Origin of the sequence: Aliarcobacter lanthieri, from assembly GCF_013201625.1 — a bacterium.
GTDB classification, from domain to species: domain Bacteria; phylum Campylobacterota; class Campylobacteria; order Campylobacterales; family Arcobacteraceae; genus Aliarcobacter; species Aliarcobacter lanthieri.
This window is the reverse complement of record NZ_CP053839.1, coordinates 376250-399214: the sequence shown is the minus strand read 5'-3', so window position 1 is coordinate 399214 and position 22965 is coordinate 376250. Positions and strand designations below refer to the sequence as shown.

Below are 22965 nucleotides of genomic sequence, written 5' to 3'. Positions count from 1 at the left end.
TTTACCATTCAAACTGAAAAGTGGTATGAACTATTTTAAATTTATTTTTTAGATTATGATTTATTTTATGTAAAATATCTTCATAATTTTCCAAATCTTTTTTATCTATTTTTACATGTGCAGTCATATTATACATATCTTGAGTTATCTCCCAAATATGTATATCGTGAAGTTCTAAAACTTTATCATTTTTTTCTATAAAATTTTTCACTTCATTAATATCAACTGGTGAGCTCTCAAGTAAAGTATTTATAGAATTTTTTAATATATCAATAGCCCACTTTAAAATAACAACAGCAACTATAACAGCTAAAATAATATCTATAAAATACCAAGAAGTATAATAAATAATAACATATCCTATAATAATTGCAACAGAAGATAAAGCATCACTTAACATATGAACAAATGCTGATTTTAAATTTATATTATTTTTATCTCCTTGCATCAAAATAATACCTGTAATAATATTTATAATAAGACCAATAATTGCCACTATCATAGCCATTTTTATATCTATTATTTGTGGTTCAATAAATCTTTCGTATGCTTCATAAACTATCCAAATTATTGATAAAATTATTGTGATTCCATTTATAAAAGCAGCTAAAACTTCTATTCTATAATATCCAAATGTTTTAGAAATTGGTGCAACTTTACTAGCAATTATTATAGCAACAAGAGAAATAATCAAAGCAAAAGAGTGTGTAAACATATGTATTGCATCTGAAACAAGCGCTAAAGAATTTGATAAAAATCCATAAAAAAACTCTAAAAACATTGTTATTAAAGTTATTCCTAAAGCCCATTTCAAAACTTTTTTATCTGTTCCTCTATGATCATGAGAATGACCGTGTTCATGATGATGCCCATCACAATGACTATGTTTCTCATGAGAATGTTCATGATGGTGATGTTCATGATGATGGTTATGATTTACCTCTTTAACTAAAAACGGTTTATGGTCATTTAAACCAAAATTACAATTTGCCATATTTTTTCCTATTTTCCATATACTTTTATAATTTCAAGTAAATTATCTATTTGGGCTTCTGCATCAGCTTGACTTCCATTTTTTATTTGTTCAATCATATGTCCTTTTGCATAATGCTCTACATAAGAAGCAATCATTCCAGTAACTGCTCCTTTTATTGCTGTTAGCTGTCGAATTGTCTCATAAGGATCTGAATCTAAATGAAACTTTTCATCATTGAATTTATTTTTTAGGGAATGAATTTGCCCATGAATCCTATTTATTCTATTTTGTAGTTTTTTTCTTTCTACATCACAACAATATGCCATTTTAATCCTTTTTAGTATTTTATATACCATAGGGGGTATAGTATAATATTAAAACTTAAAAAAAAATTCTATCTATAATATAAATTTTTTATTTATATATTAGTAGTAATATCTATTTATTTTCATAATATATTTTGGATTAAACCCAAAATATTTTGTAAATGTAGCAGTAAAACTTTGTTGATATTTATATCCAAGTATATTTGAAACTTCATTGATATTATAATCTCCTCTTTCAAGCAACTCTTTTGCTTTTAGCATTTTTTGTTCAATTAGCAAGTTTCCAGGGCTTGTATTAAAATATTTTTTAAATCCTGTTTTTAATTTAAATTCATTAAGTGCAACTTTTTTAGATAAAGTTGATATAGTATAATCTTCTCCTAAAGATAAAATCAACTCTTTTGCCTTATATAAAGCTTGGATATCCTTTTCATCAAATTTTACAATATTATTTTTAACTACTTTTTCATCTTTAAACAACTCTGAGAATTCATAGTAAAGTAATTCTAAAGCTTTTGATTGTAAAAAAATATCTCCTAAATTTCCATCATACATATCACAATTATAAAGTTGATTTAAAATCTTATTTGTTAAAAAATTTGTAGATTTACTTTTTAGAAGCTCTTGACAACTATTTTTTTCTAAAGAATTTAATATATATTCACTTTTCTTATTTAATGGTAAGTTATTAGATAAAAAATCTTTTTTTACAATCAATGATATTTTATTTACTTCCCCTTTTTTTGCTTTTGATTCTGTATTTTCTTCTTTTATTAGTTCTATATCAGTTTTGTTATTAGTTGTTGAAAATCCATAATTATGTATTTTTGATTTATAACTTACATTTCCTATAAGATTAAAATCTAATAATATTCCATCAACCTTTGAACTTGATTGCACAATAACATCATCTTGTAAATATAAATTTGCTTTTATAAAATAGACTGAATCAACTACTTTTTTATTATAAATATTTGTTTCAATTTTATCTAATGGAAAAATCATTTTACTTTGATTATCACAAAATTGAAAAATTGTTTCATTTGAAGACATATATATCCTTTAAAATACTACTAGAATAAAAACTAATACTAATAAATTAAAAAAATCGTTGTTAATAATACTAAGTATTGATTATAATATTTTTTAAATAAAAGTTAGGAAGTAAAAATGTATAAAACATTATCAAAATTTACAGTTATTTCACTTATTGCTAGTCAAATATGTTTAGCAAATGATTCAAAAACTACTACTTTAGATGAGATAAAAGTAAGTGCAAATAAAATAGAAGAGAATATCCAAGATGTTCCACAAAGTATAAGTGTTGTTAGTGAAAATGATATTGAGGAAAATAGTATAAAAAGTATTCCTGATATTATTGAAAAAATACCAAATCTATCTTCAACATATATGTATTCTGAAAGAGTTAATTTTAGAGGTATAAATACTTCTGTTTTTACAAATAATAATCCAGTTGTTATTTATATAGATGGTGTTCCACATAGTAGTGTTTATGGTTTTGATGTATCTTTACAAAATGCACAGCAAGTTGAGATTTTACGAGGACCTCAAGGTGCATTATATGGAAAAGATAGTATTGGTGGAGTTATAAATATCATCACAAAAAAACATAAAAATGAGTTAAATGGACATATTGGAGCAGAATATGGTACAGATAACTTTATGCAAACAACTTTTAATGCAAATGGAGCAGTAATTGCTGATAAACTTTTTCTAGGAATAAATGGAAAAATTGGGAAAGATGATGGTTGGCAAACAAATCATAATCCAAATCAAAACAAAGATTCTACAAGAAAAGAGTTTCATCAGTTAAATGCAAACTTAACTTTTAAAGCCACAGATAATTTTACTATGGCTTTAAATATTTTTAATGACAAAGATTATAAATATGGTTTTGAAGGTGGAGCTGTTAATCAAACACAAAACATAAACGATTTTAAAAGAAAAGATTTTAAAGATGTAAATTACGAAACTGATACTTATATAAAAAATAAATCAAATGCCCAATCACTAAAAATGGAATACTCTTTTGATGATAATAACTCTTTGACATCAATAACAGCAAATAAAAATATGGACATAGATGGAACATGGGATGTTGATTTAGGAAATAATCCAAATTATGATGGGATGTCTATGTTTCAAGATGCAAAATCTAAAAATTTTTCTCAAGAAATCAGACTAACTGGTGAGAATAATCTATTTAAATACATTACTGGAATATATTTTGAAAAAGATAGTTTTGATTTTGACAATTATGGTAATGAATATCCAGGGTATTTATTAGGAGATCCATTTGGTGCTGGAGTTGGAGTAAAATTTAACTCTGTATCACAAGCAGATAGTTCTACTTATGCAGCTTTTGGGCAAGTAATTATCCCTTTTTGGGAAAGTTATGAATTAACTCTAGGTGGAAGATACCAAAAAATAAAAAAAGAGATGAACTTAGATTATTATTACAATCCTATAAATGTATCAACCAATCCGATTTTCCAATTTGATGAAGAACACACTTGGAATAGTTTTTTACCAAAAGTTGCTATTTCAAAAAAATTTGATAATAAACTAACAACTTATATGACTGCTTCAAAAGGTTATCTTCCAGGAGGTTATAATAATTATGCTTCTTCTGGAAGTGAAGAAGATAATAGATTTGATGCTCAAACATCAATGAACTATGAAGTAGGATTTAAAGGTTCATTTTTAGATGATAAACTTGTATTAGCTACTTCTTTATTTTATTTAGATATAAAAGATATTCATGTTTATAGCACTGATAAAACAACTGGTATGATGTACACTTCAAATGCTGGAAAAGCTGATTCTAAAGGAGTAGAATTGGAACTAGCTTACAATATAAATAATAATTGGAGAGTAGACACTTCTATTGGTATAATGAAAGCAACTTACTCAAATTTTATTGATGCAAGTGACAATAACAATAAAAACAATAAAATAGAAAGAACGCCTTCTCATTCAGCAAATTTTGGAGTTTCATATTATGGTGATAATGGATTTTATGGTAGATTTGATATAAGAAATCAAGGTGAAATGTATTTTAATGCACAAAATAGTTTAAAACAAGACTCTTATACTATTGCAAATGCAAAAATTGGTTATTTATTTGATGATTTTGATGTATATACTTATGTTAAAAATATTACAGATGAAAGCTACATTGTTGCTCTTGAAGAGATGGCTGAATTTAGACAACTAACTTATGGAAAAGGAAGGTTTATAGGCGTTGGATTAAAATACTCTTTTTAAAAAGATATTTTAATAGTAATAGTTTCTCTTTTTCATAATATCTTTGGGGCGAATACCAAAAAACTGAAAAAATGCATTTGAAAAACTTTGCTGATATTTATAGCCTACATAAAAAGCAACTTCGGAAACAGAATATTCACTAGTTTCTAGAAGTTGTTTTGCATAAATCATTTTTCTTTCTAAAATCATTTGTCCAACTGTTGTATTAAAGAGTTTTCTAAATCCAAATTTTAATTTAAATTCATTAATAGCAACTCTTCTTGCAAGTGATGGTAAATCTGGAAAATCATGAGTTAAAAGTATTATATCTCTTGCTTTATATAAAGCTTCTATATCATCATTTGATAGTTTTATTTTCTCACAACTACATTCATTTTTACAAATACAATTTTTTATTTCATTAAATTCATTATAAATTATCTCTAAAACTTTACTTTGTAGATATATATTATGTAATTCATTTGTAAATGGAGAATTAAAAAGTTCATTTGCTAATTTTATATTTATATTTGTTTCTGTTTTATGAATAAAATTTGAGTAACTATTATTTTTAGGATTTTTAAATTCTTCAATTAAAAACTTATAAGATGAAAGATGTTTTTCTAAAAAACTATTTTTTATAAATATGCCTAATCCTTTAGAGAAATCATCTTTATCTAAAGATGTTTTAGAACAACTTTCATCAAGATATTGAATATATGTGTCATTTGTTTTAAAAATCCCTACTTTATCAAAATAATCTGTTTGATATTTAATCTTTCCTTCAAGTATTATATTTATTAGTAAACTATCAACTTTTTTAGTTTCATGTTCAATTGAAAAATTTTTATTTGCTTGGGCTTTTGTTTTAAATATACATATATCTTCATTGATAATCTCTTTATTACAACTCATTGAACCAAAATTATCTGGTAAATTAATTTTAAAATCTTCATTTGTTGAAGAATAATTTATGAATTCACTAATATCTTTTAAATTAAAGTTTTGCGACATTTTTATCCTTTTATATTTTAAAAGAATCCAAAAATATTATATTTTTTCTTGAACTCAATAATACTTATCATTATAATTCAATATAAATTAAATTATATTAAAAGGGTTAAAGATGTTAAAAAAGAGAAAAATTATCTTTGTGTCTTTATTTGCAAGTTCATTGATACTATTTGCAAATGATACTCAAACAACAAAACTAGATGAAGTAACAGTTAGTGCAAATAAAATGGAAGAAAATATCCAAGATGTTCCTCAAAGTATTTCTGTTATTGATGAAGAAACAATTGAGCAAAAAGGTATTAGAAAAATACAAGAGATAATCAAAGAAGTTCCAAATATGAATATTATGGGAAATACTGGAATGGGAAACAATGTTTCATTTAGAGGATTAAATGCTTCTGTTTTTACAAATAGTAATCCAGTTGTTGTATATATAGATGGAGTTCCCTATTATGATAGATATGATTATGATCCAAGTTTAGTAGATGTGGAACAAGTAGAAGTACTAAGAGGACCTCAAGGTACACTTTATGGAAAAGATGCAATAGGTGCTGTTATAAATATAGTTACAAAAAATCCTAAAAATGATTGGTCTGGAACTTTAGGTGCAGAATATGGAAATGACAATACATACCATACTAGACTAAATACAAGTGGAGCAATAATAGATAATAAATTATTTGCAGGAATTAATGGTTCATTTGATCATAGTGATGGTTGGATTACAAATCATTATCCTAATATGAAAAAACATGCTAATGAAAAAAACAATAGAAAATCAAGTGCATTTTTACTATATAAACCAACCGACGAATTATCTACAAGATTAACTGTTACAGATAACTATTCAAAAAACTATTTTATGGATGGATTTAGTAGTGATCCTAACCTTGATATAAATAGTTTAAAAAGAAATGATGCAAAAAATGTAAGTTTTGATGTACCAACTTTTACTAAATCAAAAGCAAAATCACAAGCCTTACAACTATTTTATGAACTTGATAAATTTAAAATTGATTCGACTACAACTCATAAAAAATTTGATTTAGCATCAGAGTTTGATGCCGATAATAGATCAAATAATTTAAATGATGGTTTAAAACAATTCAACTACACAAATACAGATACTTGGACTCAAGAGTTAAAATTATCTAGTAAGAATCAAGATATCAAATGGGTAACAGGGCTATATTTGGATAAAGAAAAAAGGGATCAAGGTCCTTATGGAGGGCAACAATGGTCTGATATGACTAGCAGCGGGATGGGAGCTGGTGTATTTATGGGAAATGCTTATTCTACAATGAATAGTAATACTTATGCTATATTTGGGCAAACAATGATTCCTTTAGGTAATGATTTTGAATTAACTTTAGGAGGAAGATATCAAAAAGTTAAAAAAGATATTGATACACTAGCTAAATCAAGCTTTGCAGGTATGCAATTCCCTGATATACATTATGTTGATAAAAAATCTTGGAATACTTTTCTTCCAAAAGCTGCTCTGTCATATAAAGTCAATGATAATTTAAAAACTTATATCTCTATTTCAAAAGGATATATGCCTGGAGGATTTAACTACTATCCATCAAGTGATAAAAGTTCAGAAAATAGTTTTGAACCTCAAAAATCATTAAATTATGAAATTGGAGCAAAATATATAGGTGATAGTTTTGCTTTAAATACAAGTATTTTTAGAATGAATATAGAAGATATTCATGTTTATAAACAATTAATGGGAAGTAATATATTTGCTACTGGGAATGCAAAAAAAGCTCATTCACAAGGAATAGAGATAGATGGAACATACTTCTTCTCTGATAACTTAAGTATTTTTGGAAGTTTAGGGATAATAAAAGCAAAATATGATGAATATGATAATGGAAATAGAACATATAATGGAGAAAATATAGAATATTCTCCTCAATATACAGCAAATTTTGGAATTTCATATTTAGCTAATAGTGGAATTTATGGTAGAGTTGATTTAAATGCGATAGGTAAAACAACTTTTATAGATGGTGCAAATAATGACAGATTAATTCAAGCAGATGGTGGAATAACAGCAAATGCTAAAATAGGATATAAAATAGGAACATGGGATTTATATGGTTATATAACAAATATTACAAATGAAGATTATATAACTTCATATCTATCAAAAAATGGTTCATCTTGGGTTGCATTTAATGAACCAAGAAGATTTGGAATTGGGGCAATTTATAAGTTTTAATACTTATTAAATAAAAAATAATCCTTTTAAAGTAAAGTAGCTATTGATAAATCTTATCAATAGCTATAAACTTCTATCTTAAAACCCTATAGGAATTTTATTATGAAACAAAACAAACCAAAGTTTGGACTATGGACTATTATGTCCCCTATTAAATTTAAAATTAGAGTAGCTATGTTTTTAGCAAGTATAGGAGCAATAAGCTTGATTTCAAGTCTATTGCTCCTATCTTTTGCTCTAACAAATATCTTGCTTAATACTCCATTAGTGATTTTAGGAATGGAATTAAATTTAATCAATACTATATTTTTATTAGCACTTTTAATTATCATTGCGTTTATATCAAGATCTGGAGCATTTACGGTATCACATTTAGGTGCTTTTCATTTAGAACAAATATTACGAACTAACTTATCTCAACATTTAGCAACAGTTCCATTAGGATATATTATATCAAATGGTTCAGGTGCTCTAAAAAAAGTTATGCAAGATGATGTAAAAACTTTACATGTTTTTGTTGCAGATAGTACCCCTATGATTGCAAAAAGTATTATTGCTCCTATTATAACTTTAGTAATCCTTTTAATAATTGATTATAGATTTGCACTAGCAACACTTTGTGTATTTATTCTAGGTTGGATAACTATGGCATTTGCTATGAGAGATTCAAAAGTTTTAAGACAAAAATATGAACAAAGCCAAAGTGATATAAATAAAGCTGTTATTGAATTTGCACAAGCAATGCCAGTTGTAAGAACTTTTGATGATGGAACAACTTCTTTTAAAAGATATAATAGTGCTTTATTAAACTACAAAGAGAATCTTAATCATTGGATGGAAGTAAGTGCTTTTAGTGCAAAACTAGGAATGATTATATTAAGTCCATTACCTACTTTAATTGCAGTCATTATCACAGGAATATATCTTTTAAATTATTCTTCAGTTGAGTTATTTGCATTTATAAGTGCTTTATTCTTAAGTACAGGTATGGCAGATGCTATGATGCCTCTTATGTGGATAAATAATTTTATCAAAAAATCTCAAGCTTCAGCTATAAGAATTCAAGAAATTTTAAATATACAATCACTTGAAATAACAAAAGAACCAAAAACTATAAATAATTTTGATATAGCGTTTGAAAATGTATCATTTAAATATGATAATGTTGAAAACTATGCTTTAAAAGATATAAATTTTAAAGTAATTCAAGGAAGTGTTACTGCACTTGTAGGACCTAGTGGAGCAGGAAAAAGTACAGTAGCAAAACTAATCCCTAGATTTTGGGATGTTAATAGTGGTACTATAAAAATAGGTGGAGTTAATATAAAAGAACTTACCAATAAGACTTTGATGGATACTGTATCTTTTGTATTTCAAGATACTTTTTTATTTCAAGATACAATTTATAATAATATAAAAATGGCAAATTTAAATGCAACAAAAGAAGATATTATAAAAGCTGCAAAAGCTGCACAAATTCATGATTTTATTTTAAGTTTACCAAAGGCTTACGAAACACTAGCAGGTGATAGAGGTACAAATTTATCAGGAGGACAAAAACAAAGAATTACTATTGCAAGAGCCATTTTAAGAAATACTCCAATTATTGTTTTAGATGAAGCAACAGCTTTTGCTGATCCAGAGAATGAAGAAGAAATAGTAAAAGCTTTAGCAAATCTAACTGTAAATAAAACTGTTATTATGATAGCTCATAGACTTTCAACTATTAAAAATTCAGATCAAATCATAGTTTTTGATAATGGAAAAATAAATGAAATTGGAATCCATAATGAACTTTTAGAAAAAGAAGGAGTTTATAGCAAACTTTGGAGTAATTATGAAAAAGCTAGTTCTTGGAATTTAGAAAAAGGAGAATACAATGACTAAAGAAAAACTATCTTCATTTTGGGATTCTTATAAAATAACATTAGAGATTACAAAAGATAAAAAAAATTTAATAAAGAAAAGCTATTTTTATTTTATTATATCTTTTATTTTTCAAGGTTTGGCATTTGCATTCTTTTATCCTTTACTAAATATAATTTTTTCTGATAATTTTAATTTAGATAATGCTTTATTTTGGTTTACTACTATTTTAATTCTAAGTTGTATATCTTTTATTTTTAAATGGAAAGCAAGTAATTTTAACTATTCAGGAGATTTAGTAGAAACTACTCATAATCTAAGATTAGAATTGGGTGAAAAAATAAAAGCTATGCCTTTACAAAAATTATATAAGTATAGAACTGGTGAGTTAAACTCTATTTTAGCTAGTGATGTTGATTCTTCTGTTTTACATATGGGAATAATCGCAGGGATGTTTTTTGAAGTTGTTATAGTACCTATTGTTATAATAATCGCAACTTTTTTCATAGATCCAATACTTGCCATTGTACTTTTAGTTGCTATACCTTTATCTTATCCTATTTATAAGTGGAGTAGAAAAGGAACAAAATGGGAAAAAACTCAAGTAGCAAAAGCAAACTCTATATTAGAAGCAGATACAGTTGAATATATTCAAGGACTTCCAGTATTAAGAGCTATTAACCAAATTGGAGAGAATGCAAAACAACTTCAAAATTCTATATTAAATGTAAGAGAAGTACAAAAAAAAGGTCTATTTGGTTCAGCTATTCCTATGGTTCTGATGAATACTTTGATAGAATTTTTATTTTTGACTATTTTAACGATTGGAACACTTTTTATTTTAAAAGGCGAATTAACTCTCGCTACATTACTAGCACTTTTGATTATTTTAGCAAGACTTAATGAACCATTTTCTAATTTTTTAGCACTTGCAAGTGTTCTTGATACTATGGAAGTAGCTTTTAAAAATATCAAAAAAATACTTGATACAAAAGAGTTAGAAGTATTAAAACCATTAGGAAAACCTAAAAACTTTAATATAGATTTCAATAATGTATCTTTTAACTATGATAGCAATAAACAACAAGTTTTAAAAGATATCTCTATAAATATCAAAGAAAAATCTTTAACTGCTATAGTAGGTGCTTCTGGAAGTGGAAAAACTACTCTTACAAAACTTATTATGAGATATGATGATCCATCTAATGGAACAATAAAAATAGGTGATGTAGATATAAGAAATATGGAACAACAAACATTGATGAGTTATATTTCTGTTGTTTTTCAAGATGTTTATTTGTTTGATGATACTATTTTAAACAATATAAGAATGGGTAAACCTAGTGCTAATGATGATGAAGTTTTAAAAGCTTCAAAAGCAGCTTATGCACATGAATTTATATCAAAACTACCAAAAGGATATGATACAAAAGTTGGAGACATAGGTGGAAGTTTAAGTGGAGGAGAAAGACAAAGAATTAGTATAGCAAGAGCTATTTTAAAAGATTCTCCAATAGTAATACTTGATGAACCAACTAGTGCTCTTGATACACAAAGTGAAGTATCAGTACAAAATGCTTTAGATGAACTAATAAAAGATAAAACTGTAATAGTAATTGCTCATAGACTAACAACAATTTCTCATGCAAATAATATTTTAGTAATAGAAGATGGAAAATTAAAAGAGCAAGGAACACATCATCAATTAGTCTCATTAAAAGGCAAATATTATTCTATGTTTGAAGCTCAACAAAGAATAAAAGAGTGGAATATAAATAATAAAGGTACTGTATGAAAAAAAAATTAACTTGGTCTAATATAATTGTACTATTTAGTTTATATACTACTCAATTCTTAGGTTTAGGATTTTTCTTAGAAGCTTTTATAGGTATTCTACGACAAAATGGTGTATCTTTAGAACATCTTGGTTTTATCTATATGCTTGGACTTTTTTGGGTATTTAGATTTTTATGGGCTCCATTTATAGATAGAATTCATTTTAAAATAGGTCATTATAGGATTTGGATTATTATTTTTCAATCTTTAATGGTAATATCTATATTTTTAATATCTATTCTAAATATAAATCAACACTTACCTATAATTTTATTTTTAGCAATATGTTTTGCTTTCTTTGCATCTTCTCAAAATGTTGCATTAGATGCTTTCGCATTTAAAATTACATTTAAACGAGAACGATCTTTAATAAATGCTATTAAAACAGCTGGTGGTCTTATAGGTATGGTTTTAGGTGGTGGTGTAGGACTTATTTTATATGCAAAATATAATTGGAATATTACACTTCTTATTATGACTATAGTTACAGCTATATCATTAATACAAATAATTTTTATTTCTGAACCAAATATAAAAAATCAAATCTATATAGATAAAATTGATTATAAACAGTTTTTAACTTTTTGGAAAACAAAACAAAAAAAACTTTGGTTTATTTTATTATTTTTATATCCAGCTACTATTAGTGCAGCTTTTGGACTTACAACTCCAATATTAGTTGATTTAGGTTGGGATTTAGACAAAATTGGTTTTGCAGTTTATATTATAGGTTATGGAATAGGTTTTTTAGCATCATTTGGAGCTTCTTATGTTATAAAACAATTTGGTAAGAAAAATATTTTAATAGTTGCTGCTATTTTACAAGTTATCGGAATATTAATGATGTTATTACTATTTAATTATCATCATAATGATATTTTAGTTATGTTCGTAATAGGAATTATATTTATGTCTTATACTCCATCTCAAGTTTTAATGACAACACTTATGATGGATTTATCTTCATATAAATCTCCAGCTTCACAATTTGCAGTACAACATAGTATTTATATGTTTTCAGGTATATTCTTTAGTTCAATATCGGTATCATTATCAGGAAAGTTAGGATATGAAACAATGATATTAATTTGCTCTTTTATAGGAATTTTATCAATATTTTTATCTACAAAAATAGAATATATAATAAAAAAGGAAAAGAATGAAGGAAATTAAACCTTTAATGGTTATAACAATTTTATGTGTATCTTCAATGATGGCTTTTTTAGCTGTTGTTGGACCAATTATAAGAAAGTTGAATTTAGAAGAATGGCATGCAGGTCTTATGGTTGCTTTAGGAGGAGTTGCTTGGATATTTTTATCAAGATTCTGGGGTAAAAAAAGTGATATTCACGGAAGAAAGAATATATTAATTCTTGCAATTTCTGGATTCTTTATCTCTTACTTAATTTTAGCAATATTTGTAAATTATGCAGTTATTACGCCTCCATTAATTATAATTTCTCTTTTAGTTTTAATAGCAACAAGACTCTTAATCGGGGTATTTTATTCAGCTATTCCACCTGTTTCTAATGCTTTAATTGCAGATAAAGTTGAACCTTCTAAAAGAACATCATATATGGCAAGTATTGGAGCTTCAAATGGTTTAGGAATGATTTTAGGACCAATTGTTGGTGGAGCATTAGCTAGCTTCGGTCTTGCAACTCCACTTTATGCAGCTGCAATTCTACCTTTAATTGCAATTTTTATAGTATTTACTTTTTTAGAAAAAGATAAAAAAATAGAAAAAACACAAGATATGCATTTACGTTTCTTTGATAAAAGATTAAGATTACCAATGATAGCTTCTTTTATTACTATGTTTAGTATAGTTACTTCTCAAGTTTGTTTAGGTTTTTTTATATTAGATAAATTTCAAATGAATGAAATAGATACAGCAAAAACAACTGGTTATATCTTAGCAATAATTGGTGTTGTATTTATAGCTACTCAAATTGTTGTATCAAAACTAAAAAATGTAAAATCTATAACTTGGCTTATTTTAGGTTCAATTTTTGCAACAATAGGATATTTTTTAATTAGTTTAATTTCAACAAAAATAGAATTAACTCTTGCTTTTGCAGTAGGAACTATTGGATTAGGTATGATAATGCCCGCATTTATGGCAATAACTTCAAATAGTGTAGAAGCAAATGAACAAGGCGTTGCAGCTGGAACAGTATCTTCAGCACAAGGCTTTGGAATAATAGTTGGTCCTCTACTAAGTACAGTTTTATATAAAATCTCTCCAGAATTTCCATTTTTATTTGCAAGCTTTATTTTTGCTATTTTAGTTATAATTTCGGCTTTATATAATAAAAAAGGAATTATATGTTAGAAGTTTTGATATTGGCATTTGCTTTAAGTATGGATGCATTTGCCGTTTCAATTGGGCTTGGTATAAGAAATAAACAAAATATAAAAATTATGGCTTTAAAAGCTGGAATATTTTTTGGTATTTTTCAAGCCTTAATGCCATTTATTGGTTTTTTGGGTGGAATTGGATTAAGAGAATATATTCAAGGTTATGACAAAATTGTTGCTTTTCTATTACTATTAGCTATTGGTGGAAAGATGTTATATGAAGCTTTTAATGAAAATGTAGAAGAAGAGATAATTCAAGTAACAAATAAGATTTTATTAACTCTTGCTATTGCTACAAGTTTAGATGCAATGGCAGCTGGATATAGTTTACATCTTTTTAGTGTTAATATCTATTTATCTCTATTTATTATAGGATTTACTACATTCATTATAAGTTATGTTGGTGTTTATGTAGGAAATCATGGTGGAGAAAAATATGAGAAAAAAGCTGAAATCTTAGGTGGAATTGTTTTAATATTAATTGGGTTTAAAATTTTACTTTTTTAAAATATCTTTAGGTCTGATTTTAAATTCTTTAAAAAAAGCATTTGTAAAGTTATTTGCAAATTTATAACCAACTTTTAAAGCTATCTCATTGATATTATACTCTCCACTTTGAAGTAGATTTTTTGCTATATTCATTTTGTGAGTTAGTAATAATTGATATGGAGAAGTTTTATATAGTTGTTTAAAACCTTTTTTCAACTTCACTTCACTTAAATGTACCATTTTTGCTAAAGTAACTATTGAAGGTGGATTTTGTAAATTATCCAATAAAATCTCTTTAGCTTTCAAAATTGCATTTTTATCATAATCATCAAGAAATATAATCTCTTTATTTTTTTCAAGTTTAGAGATTTCTAAAGATAATAGTTCAAATATCTTACCTTGCTTATATATTGTTTCTAACTCTCCAACTAATTTACAATTTAATATATCATTTATTAAAAATTGGGATTGAATTGAAGTTAAACTAAAATCTAGTAATTGTAAATTTTGTTTATTAAAAAAATATTTTTCAACTAAACTTTTTTGAAAATTTCTTAATAAAAAATCTTCACTTAATATCAATCTAACTTGATTTATCTGTTTATCTTTGAATTCTCTAAATCCTTGAGTATCTTCAAATAAACATATTGTAGTAAATCCCTCTTTAAATGGAATTATCTTTTTATCAATATTTATATAATTTGTATTTCCTCTTAAAGAAATAGTTATAACAAATTTTCGCTCATTTTGTTTTTGTGCTTCTAAATATATAGGTTTTATTAAATTGTAATCTATTTTTGAAAAAAGTAGTCCATTTTGTATATGAATTTTTTCCATATAATCCCTTCCAATTGTAGAAGGCAAGCTATTTTTTATAATATTTTGTTTGCTATGCATATTTAAACTTATTAAATCTTTTAAATAATACTTTGTCATTTTTACCTTTTAGAATAGGAATAAAACCTTTTAGAATATTTTTAATATTTACTATCAATATTTTAAAGTATATACTAAGGAAAATAAATTTTAAATTAAAGGAAACATTATGTTTAAATCTAAAACTGTGAAGTTTTCTTTTTTAGCTTCTATATTATTATCAAATAATTTAATGGCAAAAGATGAAACTACAACTTTAGAAAGTATTACAGTAACTGCACAAAAGAAAGAGGAAAATGTACAAAAGGTTCCTATATCAATCTCTGCTTTTGATGATATTTCAATAGAAGACAAATCTATTTCATCTTTAGAAGATATTGCAAAATATACACCCAATTTAATGCTTTATAATACTGGGCAAGAAGGTTTAATAGTTCCTTCAATTAGAGGTATTAGTGGAAATGTTTTATCTTTTTCTACTCCAGTTGGACTTTATGTTGATGGAGTTTCAACTACTAGTGCTTTTGGCTTTGATGATTCTTTAGGCGATATAGAAAGAATTGAGGTTTTAAGAGGACCTCAAGGAACACTTTATGGTAAGAATAGTGAAGCTGGAGTTATAAATATCATCACTAAACAACCAGATAATGAACTACGAACTAAACTTTTTTCAACAATAGGAAATGATGGAAGAAGAGATTTTGGATTAAATATTTCAACGCCTATTGTAAAAGATAAATTTTATGTAGGTATAGCGTATAAACATCAACAAAAAGATGGTTTTATAAAGAATACTCTTACAAATAACTATGAAAATGACAAAAAAAGTGATTATGGTAAATTAATCCTTAGAACAACTCCTACTGATAATCTTGATATATCTTTCATATCATCAATTCATAAAGAGGACAATGGTTCACATAATTGGGTTAGTTCAACAACTAATAAAAAGGAAGTCAGTTCAAATTTAAAAGGTTCTTCAACACCAAAAGACACAACTTTTGCTTTGAATATTAATTATAATTTAGATGAGAAATCAAGAATTAAATCTATAACAACAAAAAAAGAGTACAAGGATAAAGCTATAGTAGATGCAGATTTTACTCCTTTAACTTTAAGACATATCTATAAACAAAACAAACTAGATACAATTTCTCAAGAGTTTAGATATGAAACTATATTTAATAAAACTGAATTTATATCTGGAATTTATTTAGATAAACAAGATAACGATTTATACACAAGAGTATTTGCACCTTTTAATCCTACTGGTTTTGCAAATCCACAAGATATGAGTTCAAAAAGTATTGGAGTTTTTGCTAATATTATTCATCCTTTAAGTGATAGTTGGACTTTAAATAGTGGTATTCGATACGACAAAGAAAAAAAGGAAATGAAAGTTAAAAATACTCCTACAAATTTAGAAGAGGATTTTTCTAGTATATCTCCTAAAATAGCAATTCAATATGATATAAACCAAAATCAAATGACATATTTAACTATTGCAAAAGGATATAGAAGTGGTGGATTTAATCCCTTAGCACCAACAAATAACTTACAATCTTACAAAGAAGAAAATTTAATCTCTTATGAATTAGGTTATAAATCTATGTTTTTTGATAATCGTTTAAAAATCAATACAAATATCTATTTTATGGATATCAAAGATATGCAAGTTGAAGAAACTGTAATGGTTGGTACAGTTTTTACAACAAACTCTGCAAATGCAACTTCAAAAGGAGTAGAGTTAGAAATTGAAGGTTTAGTAACAAATGAATTAAGTTTATTTGCAAATGGAGGTTTCAATAAAACAACTTTTGATAAATTTAGTGATATAGCAGGAGATTATAGTGGAAACTACAACCCTCTTGCTCCAAAATATAACTTTAATTTAGGAGCTCAATATAGAGCTAATAATGGTTTATATGCAAGAATTGATTTTAATGGATATGGAAAAACTTATTTTGATAAAGCAAATAAATACTCACAAAAAGCTTATACTTTAGCAAATACAAAAATAGGTTATGAAGCCAAAAACTTTGATATTTATTTTTATGCAAATAATATTTTTGATAAAAAACATGATGCAATAGGTGCATATTTTAATGGCACAACAACTATTTTAAGAGAAGAACCAGAATTTGGTATAAAGTTAGCTTATAGATTTTAAGGACTAAAAGTGATAAATAAAAAATATGAGAAATATGCTTTTGCTATTGTTATGAGTGCCATAATGAGCTTTATTATGAGCTTTGTTGTAACTTTTATAAATTTAGGATTTATTAATGATTTTTTTATAAAGTGGATTGAAGCATGGATAAAAGCATTTATTATTGCTGTGCCTATTATCAGCATTGTTGTACCATTGGTACGAAAAATTGTTTCTAAAATAATAAAAGGATAAAAATGCAAAACATAAATAAATATCTAAATATGTTATTAGTACAACAAAAAACTGAAGTTTTAGAAATAGCCTTAAATTTTAAACTTTTTAAACTAATTGAAGAAGGTATAGATACGATTTCTATGCTAGCTTCAAAAATAAAATTAGATGAATATAAAACTAAAATATTATTAGATAGTTTAGTTTTTATAGAACTACTTGAAATAAATAAAGATAAATACTTTAATACAAAATTTGCTAAACAATCTTTTATTTATGGTCGTTCTTCATATTGTGGAGATATCTTTTTACATAGAAAACAGTTAATAACTTATGGAAAAGATATGATTAAATCTATTTTAGAAGATGATATACAATTAGAAAACAATAAAACAGAAAAACTTTGGGCAAATGCTTCAAAACTTTTTTTAAAACAAGAACAAAAAAATTTAATATCTCCAATAGCACTAAATATTATAAAAAATCTAAAAGGGTTTTCTAGCTTTGATAAAATGCTAGATTTAGGTTGTGCATCAGGGATTATTGGTTTAGAAATTACTAAAAATCATCCTACACTAAAAACAACTTTGTTTGATTATGAAAAAGTTACAAATATAACAAAGGAACATATCAAAGAGTATAAATTAGAAGATAGAGTTACAGTTTTAAGCGGTGATATTGAAAAAAATGATATTGGTAAAAACTATGATTTGATTTGGTGTAGCAATATTTTTTATTTTTTAAAAGATAAAAAAGAGGTGATAAAAAAGATTTACGATGCTTTAAATCCAAACGGCATCTTAGTAAGTTGTCATGTTGAAATAGATACAAAAAATAGCCTTGATGAAAATAGTTTTTTTTATTTTTTATCTTTAAATTTACAAGGTAAAGATATATTAGAACCTATGGAACTATCTAATATATTTGAAGAGATTGGCTTTAAATCTATAAACTCATATACAAGTTTTGATACACCTATGACACCTAGTCAAATCCATATTTGTAGGAAATAAAATGAATCAATTAACAAAAAAAAATATCCTATTTTCAGTTTTATTTACAGCCATTTTAACCCCTATGATTTTTTTTGTGATGGGACTTCCTATGATACTTCAAATAAAAGGCTTTGACGCTTCATTGATTGGGCTTTTTCAATTAGCAGGATTACCTATGGTATTTAAGTTTTTAATGTCCCCACCAATAGATAAAATAGTATTTGAGAAAAAACATTATAAAAAGTGGACATTTTATATAGGGATAGCATATATTATTCTTCTACTTATAGTTAGCTTTTTATCTTTAGAAGAAAATATTTATTATGTTTTTATAGCTATCTTACTAACTGCTTTTATTTCAACTTTTATGGATATTCCACTAAATGCTTTAGCTATAAAAACTTTTAAAAAAGAGGAAAGAATTAGTGCTGGAAGTTATAAAATAAGTGCTTATAGTATGGCATCTTTGTTAGGTGGAGGAATTTTTTTATTAATTTTTAATCATCTTGGATGGAATTTAACATTTATTTTAATGGCTAGTTTTATTATTTTTTCACTATTTGCTTTATATTTTATAGAAGAAAATGATGAAATAATTGACTCTCAAAAAATATCTTTAAAAAATATTATCACTTTTTTTAAACAAAAAGATATAGGTATTTGGGTTTTTATTTTAAGTTTTTATTTTGTTCCAATAAGTGCTTTATGGGTATTTATGAAACCATATTTAATAAGCAAAGGGATAAAACCTGATGATGTGGCTATTTATGTAGGAGTATATGGAAGTTTCATAGCTATTTTAGGAGGGGCTTTAAGTAACTATATTGGACAAAATTTTTCAAAAAAAAGTCTACTTATGATTTTTATGTTTTTTAATATATTTAGTACAAGCCTTCTAATTTTTATTGAATTCTATAATCTAACATTTTATTATTTGCTTATATGTGTTACTTTTGTGGCTTTAGCTATTGCTTTATCTTCTGCGATAGTTTTTTCTATGATTATGGACTATTCAAGAAAAGAATCACGAGCAATAGACTACTCTATTCAATCAAGTATATTTTCATTTACAAGAATCATTTCAGCTATTATTGCAGGGATAATTGTTTCAAATTTTGGCTTTGAAAAAATGTTTATTTTTGAGCTCTTTTGTATTATTTCAATAACTTTTGTTATATATTTGAAATATTCCCAAAAATATTAAATTTAATTGGATTTAATAACTTTTAAATCCAATTAATACTTTTTAATTTTAAAAGAAAAATATCCTATCAAAACATTATTTATCTTAAGGTGCAACTAAGTTGCATTTAATTATATTTCGATTTACATTTTTATGCAACTTAGTTGCATATTTATTGAAAGAATATAAAGGATAAAAATGATCTTATTTAAAAATAAATTTAGTTTATCTGTTTGTTTATCTATTGGTTTATTATCTCAAACTTTTGCTCAAGATACAACAATTATTGATGAAATAACAGTTTTGGAAAGTGGAAATTATTTAAGTGAAAATAATGCTTACTACAAAACAAGAACTCAATCTGCTACAAAAACAGATACTCCAATAAGAGAAACAGCTCAATCAGTTTCTGTTATTACAAATCAAACACTTGAAGATTTAAATTTTGTTAAACTTGATGATGCTTTAGATTATGTAAGTGGTCTTTCAAGACAAAATAATTTTGGTGGATTATATGATAATTATTCAGTTAGAGGTTTTCAAGGACATGAAAATACAGGTTTAAGTACACTTAAAAATGGTTTTTCTGATAATCGTGGATATAATGCTCCACGAGATACAGTAAATATAGAAAATATAGAATTTTTAAAAGGACCTTCTGGCTCTTTATATGGAAATAGTGAACCAGGTGGAACATTAAATGTTGTTACAAAACAACCAAATTTTGACAATAAACACTCTATTAAAACAGATATTGGAAGTTATGATTTTTATAGAGTATCTCTTGATTCAACTGCACCTATAAATAAATCTTTCGCGTATAGATTAACAACCGCACTTGAAAAAAAAGGAAGTTTTAGAGATTATGTAGATAGTCAAAGATATATTGTAGCTCCATCTTTAATTTACTCTATCAGTGATGATACTTTTATAACTTATGTTGGAGAATTTATAGAACAAAAAGCACCTATGGATAGAGGAATAGCTTTAGTCAATGGGCAAAATATTATGAACCATAAAACATTTCTTGGAAATCCAGATGATGGGGATATAACTTCAAAAAATCAAACTCACCAATTAAAACTTGATCACTATTTTTCTGATAATTTAAGTAGTAGAACTGGAATTGCCTATAAAAAGAATAGCTTAAAAGGTAAAGCTACAGAAATTGTTCCATCTAGAATTATTACAGGGAATGGTGATTTATTAAGAGTTAGAAATAGAGATATTAGTTCGGATGATATTCAATTTCAAGCCGATTTAAAGGCTATTCAAGAAATAGGAGATATTAAAAACACTCTTTTACTCGGGCTAGAAACTTACAGATTTGAACAAGATTTTACAATGTATGCAAATAATAATGCAGTAAGAGTAGATAATATCCTTTCAAGACCAACTTACACAGTTTTAAACTCAGGCTTAGGAAATAAAACTACAGATAGTAATGAGAAACAAAAGGGAGTAGCTTTATTTGTACAAGATGAGTTATCTTATAAAGATTTTAGATTTCTTGCAGGATTTAGATATGATGAAGTTAAAATGGATAACTTAAATCATCTAAATAATAATTTTATAAAACAAAATGATTATGCTATTTCTCCACGAGTTGGAATTACATATTTGATAAATGATATGTGGTCTGTATATACAACATCTGGAACATCTTTTAGACCAAATTCTGGTACAGATAAGAATGGAAATACTTTTGAAGCTGAAGAAGGAATTTCTATTGAAGCTGGTTTAAAATTTGAATCAGAAGATAAAAGATTTGGGAGTACACTATCTATTTATCAAATTGAGAAAAAAAATGTTTTAACAAAAGACCCAGATGATGACCAATACTCTATTGCTGCAGGCAAAGTAAAAAGTAAAGGAGTTGAACTTGATTTGAATGGTAATATAACAAATAACTTGAGAGTTAATGCCAATTATAGCTACACCAATGCAAAAGTTACAAAAGACAATACTTATCGAGGTAAAGAACTTTTAAATGTTCCTAAAAACAGTGCTTCTATTCTTTTAATGTGGGAAGATTCTTTAGGAGAAGGTAGTTCTTATGGAATAGGTGCAGGGGCAACTTATATGAGTAAGAAAGCAGGAAACTATATGAATGATTTTTATTTACCAAGTTACACAACAGCAAAATTAGTTTCATATTATAAAGTAAATAAAAACTTAGATTTTAGATTAAATATAGATAATCTATTTGATAAAGAGTATATAGCAAGTAGTTATGATATATCATGGCTTACAGTTGGCAGTCCAAGAACAGCAACTTTAAGTATGACTTATAAATTTTAATAAAGGATAAAAAATTATTAGAAGACTAGCTATAATTTTATTAATAAGTATAACTTTTAGTATTCAGATTTTTGCCCACGATTTTTGGGTTGATGGATATAATAGCTCAACATTTAAAGCAGTTTTAGGATATGGGCATAATTTTACTCCTGAAAAAATAGCTGAAGATAGAGTTTCAATATTTGAACCATTGGTTCTAATAGATAAAGATTTACAAAGTGTAACTTTGAAAAATGAAGGAGAAAATTATCATTATATTTCACAAAAAGCATTAGATGATGGAACTTATATTTTAAAAAGTACTTACAAACCAACTTTTTGGACAAAAACAGTAGATAACAAATGGAATATTGGAAAAACAAAAAAAGATTTTGAAAATGCACAATATTGCCAACAAACATCAATGTTTGCAAAAAATATTGTAAATATAGGAAATGATAAAAGTGATTTTGTAACAAAACCTATTGGACAAAATCTTGAAATTATACCTTTAGATAATCCATCTAATTTCAAAGTAGGCATTCCTTTTAAAGTTAAAATTTTACTAAATGAAAAACCTGCAAAAATGACTGTTGTAAAAGGTACCTTTAAAGGTTTTGAAAAGGATAGTTTTGCTTTTTATGGAACAACTGATTTAAAAGGTGAAGTAGAGGTTACTGCTTTAAGCAGTGGAAAATGGGTTTTAATAACAAATATTAAACAATCATATGAAGATAAAACTTGTGATGAAGTATCTTATACTTCAACTTTAACTTTTCAAATTCAATAAAAATATAAGTATACGAAGAAACACACGATTTGTATACTTAAAATTTTTAGCAACTTTTGATATAATCTAAACAAAAAAGATTGGAGAATTTGA

General features: G+C 25.8%; 18 protein-coding genes. 13 read left to right on the top strand and 5 right to left on the bottom strand.

The window, feature by feature from the left end; translation table 11 throughout:
• Position 1: 1 nt before the first annotated feature.
• From ALANTH_RS01990 to ALANTH_RS01980, 3 genes are all read right to left on the bottom strand, one after another.
• A complete protein-coding gene (locus tag ALANTH_RS01990; protein ID WP_026807331.1) occupies positions 2 to 994 on the bottom strand; it encodes a cation diffusion facilitator family transporter in 993 nt (330 codons plus the stop codon).
• Between the two features lie 8 nt (positions 995 to 1002).
• Positions 1003 to 1302 carry a metal/formaldehyde-sensitive transcriptional repressor gene (locus ALANTH_RS01985; RefSeq protein WP_026803184.1) on the bottom strand — a complete coding sequence of 100 codons (300 nt, stop codon included), beginning with the start codon at positions 1300 to 1302 and terminating at the stop codon, positions 1003 to 1005.
• A gap of 99 nt (positions 1303 to 1401) precedes the next feature.
• The gene (locus ALANTH_RS01980) at positions 1402 to 2355 is read right to left on the bottom strand and encodes a helix-turn-helix transcriptional regulator (protein WP_026807330.1); all 954 of its coding nucleotides are present in this window, start codon (positions 2353 to 2355) and stop codon (positions 1402 to 1404) included.
• Positions 2356 to 2472: 117 nt separating this feature from the next.
• Here ALANTH_RS01980 and ALANTH_RS01975 point away from each other — a divergent pair, with 117 nt between their 5' ends.
• The gene (locus ALANTH_RS01975) at positions 2473 to 4590 is read left to right on the top strand and encodes a TonB-dependent receptor (protein ID WP_026807329.1); all 2118 of its coding nucleotides are present in this window, start codon (positions 2473 to 2475) and stop codon (positions 4588 to 4590) included.
• Positions 4591 to 4599: 9 nt separating this feature from the next.
• Here the strand turns inward: ALANTH_RS01975 and ALANTH_RS01970 are convergent, their stop codons facing one another.
• Positions 4600 to 5583: a helix-turn-helix domain-containing protein gene (locus ALANTH_RS01970; RefSeq protein WP_026803181.1), complete on the bottom strand. Its 984-nt coding sequence runs from the start codon at positions 5581 to 5583 to the stop codon at positions 4600 to 4602.
• Between the two features lie 112 nt (positions 5584 to 5695).
• On the opposite strand from ALANTH_RS01970, the gene ALANTH_RS01965 reads away from it, so the two are divergent.
• The 6 genes from ALANTH_RS01965 to ALANTH_RS01940 all read left to right on the top strand — a co-directional run bounded on the left by ALANTH_RS01965 (position 5696) and on the right by ALANTH_RS01940 (position 14383).
• Positions 5696 to 7813, top strand: a complete 2118-nt coding sequence (locus ALANTH_RS01965) for a TonB-dependent receptor (protein ID WP_026807328.1) — start codon at positions 5696 to 5698, stop codon at positions 7811 to 7813.
• Positions 7814 to 7915: 102 nt separating this feature from the next.
• On the top strand, positions 7916 to 9700 hold the full coding sequence (locus ALANTH_RS01960; RefSeq protein WP_029888278.1) for an ABC transporter ATP-binding protein: 1785 nt from the start codon (positions 7916 to 7918) through the stop codon (positions 9698 to 9700).
• On the top strand, positions 9693 to 11474 hold the full coding sequence (locus ALANTH_RS01955; RefSeq protein WP_026807326.1) for an ABC transporter ATP-binding protein: 1782 nt from the start codon (positions 9693 to 9695) through the stop codon (positions 11472 to 11474). Before ALANTH_RS01960 ends, ALANTH_RS01955 begins: the two co-directional genes overlap by 8 nt.
• Entirely contained in the window at positions 11471 to 12688 is a 1218-nt protein-coding gene (locus ALANTH_RS01950) for an MFS transporter (protein WP_026803177.1), read from the top strand. Before ALANTH_RS01955 ends, ALANTH_RS01950 begins: the two co-directional genes overlap by 4 nt.
• Entirely contained in the window at positions 12675 to 13850 is a 1176-nt protein-coding gene (locus ALANTH_RS01945) for an MFS transporter (RefSeq protein ID WP_026807325.1), read from the top strand. Before ALANTH_RS01950 ends, ALANTH_RS01945 begins: the two co-directional genes overlap by 14 nt.
• A complete protein-coding gene (locus ALANTH_RS01940) occupies positions 13844 to 14383 on the top strand; it encodes a manganese efflux pump MntP (RefSeq protein WP_026807324.1) in 540 nt (179 codons plus the stop codon). The genes ALANTH_RS01945 and ALANTH_RS01940 overlap by 7 nt, the downstream gene beginning before the upstream one ends.
• On the opposite strand, the gene ALANTH_RS01935 is transcribed toward ALANTH_RS01940, so the two are convergent.
• A complete protein-coding gene (locus ALANTH_RS01935; protein ID WP_228131099.1) occupies positions 14372 to 15202 on the bottom strand; it encodes a helix-turn-helix domain-containing protein in 831 nt (276 codons plus the stop codon). The genes ALANTH_RS01940 and ALANTH_RS01935 overlap by 12 nt on opposite strands.
• Before the next feature lie 208 nt (positions 15203 to 15410).
• Here ALANTH_RS01935 and ALANTH_RS01930 point away from each other — a divergent pair, with 208 nt between their 5' ends.
• From ALANTH_RS01930 to ALANTH_RS01905, 6 genes are all read left to right on the top strand, one after another.
• Positions 15411 to 17411: a TonB-dependent receptor gene (locus ALANTH_RS01930; RefSeq protein ID WP_026807323.1), complete on the top strand. Its 2001-nt coding sequence runs from the start codon at positions 15411 to 15413 to the stop codon at positions 17409 to 17411.
• 9 nt (positions 17412 to 17420) lie between these two features.
• On the top strand, positions 17421 to 17645 hold the full coding sequence (locus ALANTH_RS01925; RefSeq protein ID WP_026807322.1) for a DUF2798 domain-containing protein: 225 nt from the start codon (positions 17421 to 17423) through the stop codon (positions 17643 to 17645).
• Positions 17646 to 17647: 2 nt separating this feature from the next.
• On the top strand, positions 17648 to 18637 hold the full coding sequence (locus ALANTH_RS01920; RefSeq protein WP_026807321.1) for a class I SAM-dependent methyltransferase: 990 nt from the start codon (positions 17648 to 17650) through the stop codon (positions 18635 to 18637).
• 1 nt (position 18638) lies between these two features.
• Positions 18639 to 19823 (top strand): MFS transporter, encoded by a 1185-nt coding sequence (locus ALANTH_RS01915; protein WP_026807320.1) that lies wholly within the window; start codon positions 18639 to 18641, stop codon positions 19821 to 19823.
• A 177-nt stretch (positions 19824 to 20000) separates the two neighbouring features.
• Positions 20001 to 22103 carry a TonB-dependent siderophore receptor gene (locus ALANTH_RS01910; RefSeq protein WP_026807319.1) on the top strand — a complete coding sequence of 701 codons (2103 nt, stop codon included), beginning with the start codon at positions 20001 to 20003 and terminating at the stop codon, positions 22101 to 22103.
• A 13-nt stretch (positions 22104 to 22116) separates the two neighbouring features.
• The gene (locus tag ALANTH_RS01905) at positions 22117 to 22872 is read left to right on the top strand and encodes a DUF4198 domain-containing protein (protein ID WP_081801305.1); all 756 of its coding nucleotides are present in this window, start codon (positions 22117 to 22119) and stop codon (positions 22870 to 22872) included.
• Positions 22873 to 22965 lie beyond the last annotated feature (93 nt).

Excerpts from the sequence above, each read along its gene's own strand:
- ALANTH_RS01985 (WP_026803184.1), bottom strand. The coding sequence starts at position 1,302 with ATGGCATATTGTTGTGATGTAGAAAGAAAAAAACTACAAAATAGAATA.
- ALANTH_RS01930 (WP_026807323.1), top strand. The coding sequence starts at position 15,411 with ATGTTTAAATCTAAAACTGTGAAGTTTTCTTTTTTAGCTTCTATATTA.
- ALANTH_RS01950 (WP_026803177.1), top strand. The coding sequence starts at position 11,471 with ATGAAAAAAAAATTAACTTGGTCTAATATAATTGTACTATTTAGTTTA.
- ALANTH_RS01940 (WP_026807324.1), top strand. The coding sequence starts at position 13,844 with ATGTTAGAAGTTTTGATATTGGCATTTGCTTTAAGTATGGATGCATTT.
- ALANTH_RS01945 (WP_026807325.1), top strand. The coding sequence starts at position 12,675 with ATGAAGGAAATTAAACCTTTAATGGTTATAACAATTTTATGTGTATCT.
- ALANTH_RS01915 (WP_026807320.1), top strand. The coding sequence starts at position 18,639 with ATGAATCAATTAACAAAAAAAAATATCCTATTTTCAGTTTTATTTACA.
- ALANTH_RS01910 (WP_026807319.1), top strand. The coding sequence starts at position 20,001 with ATGATCTTATTTAAAAATAAATTTAGTTTATCTGTTTGTTTATCTATT.
- ALANTH_RS01965 (WP_026807328.1), top strand. The coding sequence starts at position 5,696 with ATGTTAAAAAAGAGAAAAATTATCTTTGTGTCTTTATTTGCAAGTTCA.
- ALANTH_RS01955 (WP_026807326.1), top strand. The coding sequence starts at position 9,693 with ATGACTAAAGAAAAACTATCTTCATTTTGGGATTCTTATAAAATAACA.
- ALANTH_RS01980 (WP_026807330.1), bottom strand. The coding sequence starts at position 2,355 with ATGTCTTCAAATGAAACAATTTTTCAATTTTGTGATAATCAAAGTAAA.
- ALANTH_RS01935 (WP_228131099.1), bottom strand. The coding sequence starts at position 15,202 with ATGGAAAAAATTCATATACAAAATGGACTACTTTTTTCAAAAATAGAT.
- ALANTH_RS01920 (WP_026807321.1), top strand. The coding sequence starts at position 17,648 with ATGCAAAACATAAATAAATATCTAAATATGTTATTAGTACAACAAAAA.
- ALANTH_RS01975 (WP_026807329.1), top strand. The coding sequence starts at position 2,473 with ATGTATAAAACATTATCAAAATTTACAGTTATTTCACTTATTGCTAGT.
- ALANTH_RS01990 (WP_026807331.1), bottom strand. The coding sequence starts at position 994 with ATGGCAAATTGTAATTTTGGTTTAAATGACCATAAACCGTTTTTAGTT.
- ALANTH_RS01960 (WP_029888278.1), top strand. The coding sequence starts at position 7,916 with ATGAAACAAAACAAACCAAAGTTTGGACTATGGACTATTATGTCCCCT.
- ALANTH_RS01970 (WP_026803181.1), bottom strand. The coding sequence starts at position 5,583 with ATGTCGCAAAACTTTAATTTAAAAGATATTAGTGAATTCATAAATTAT.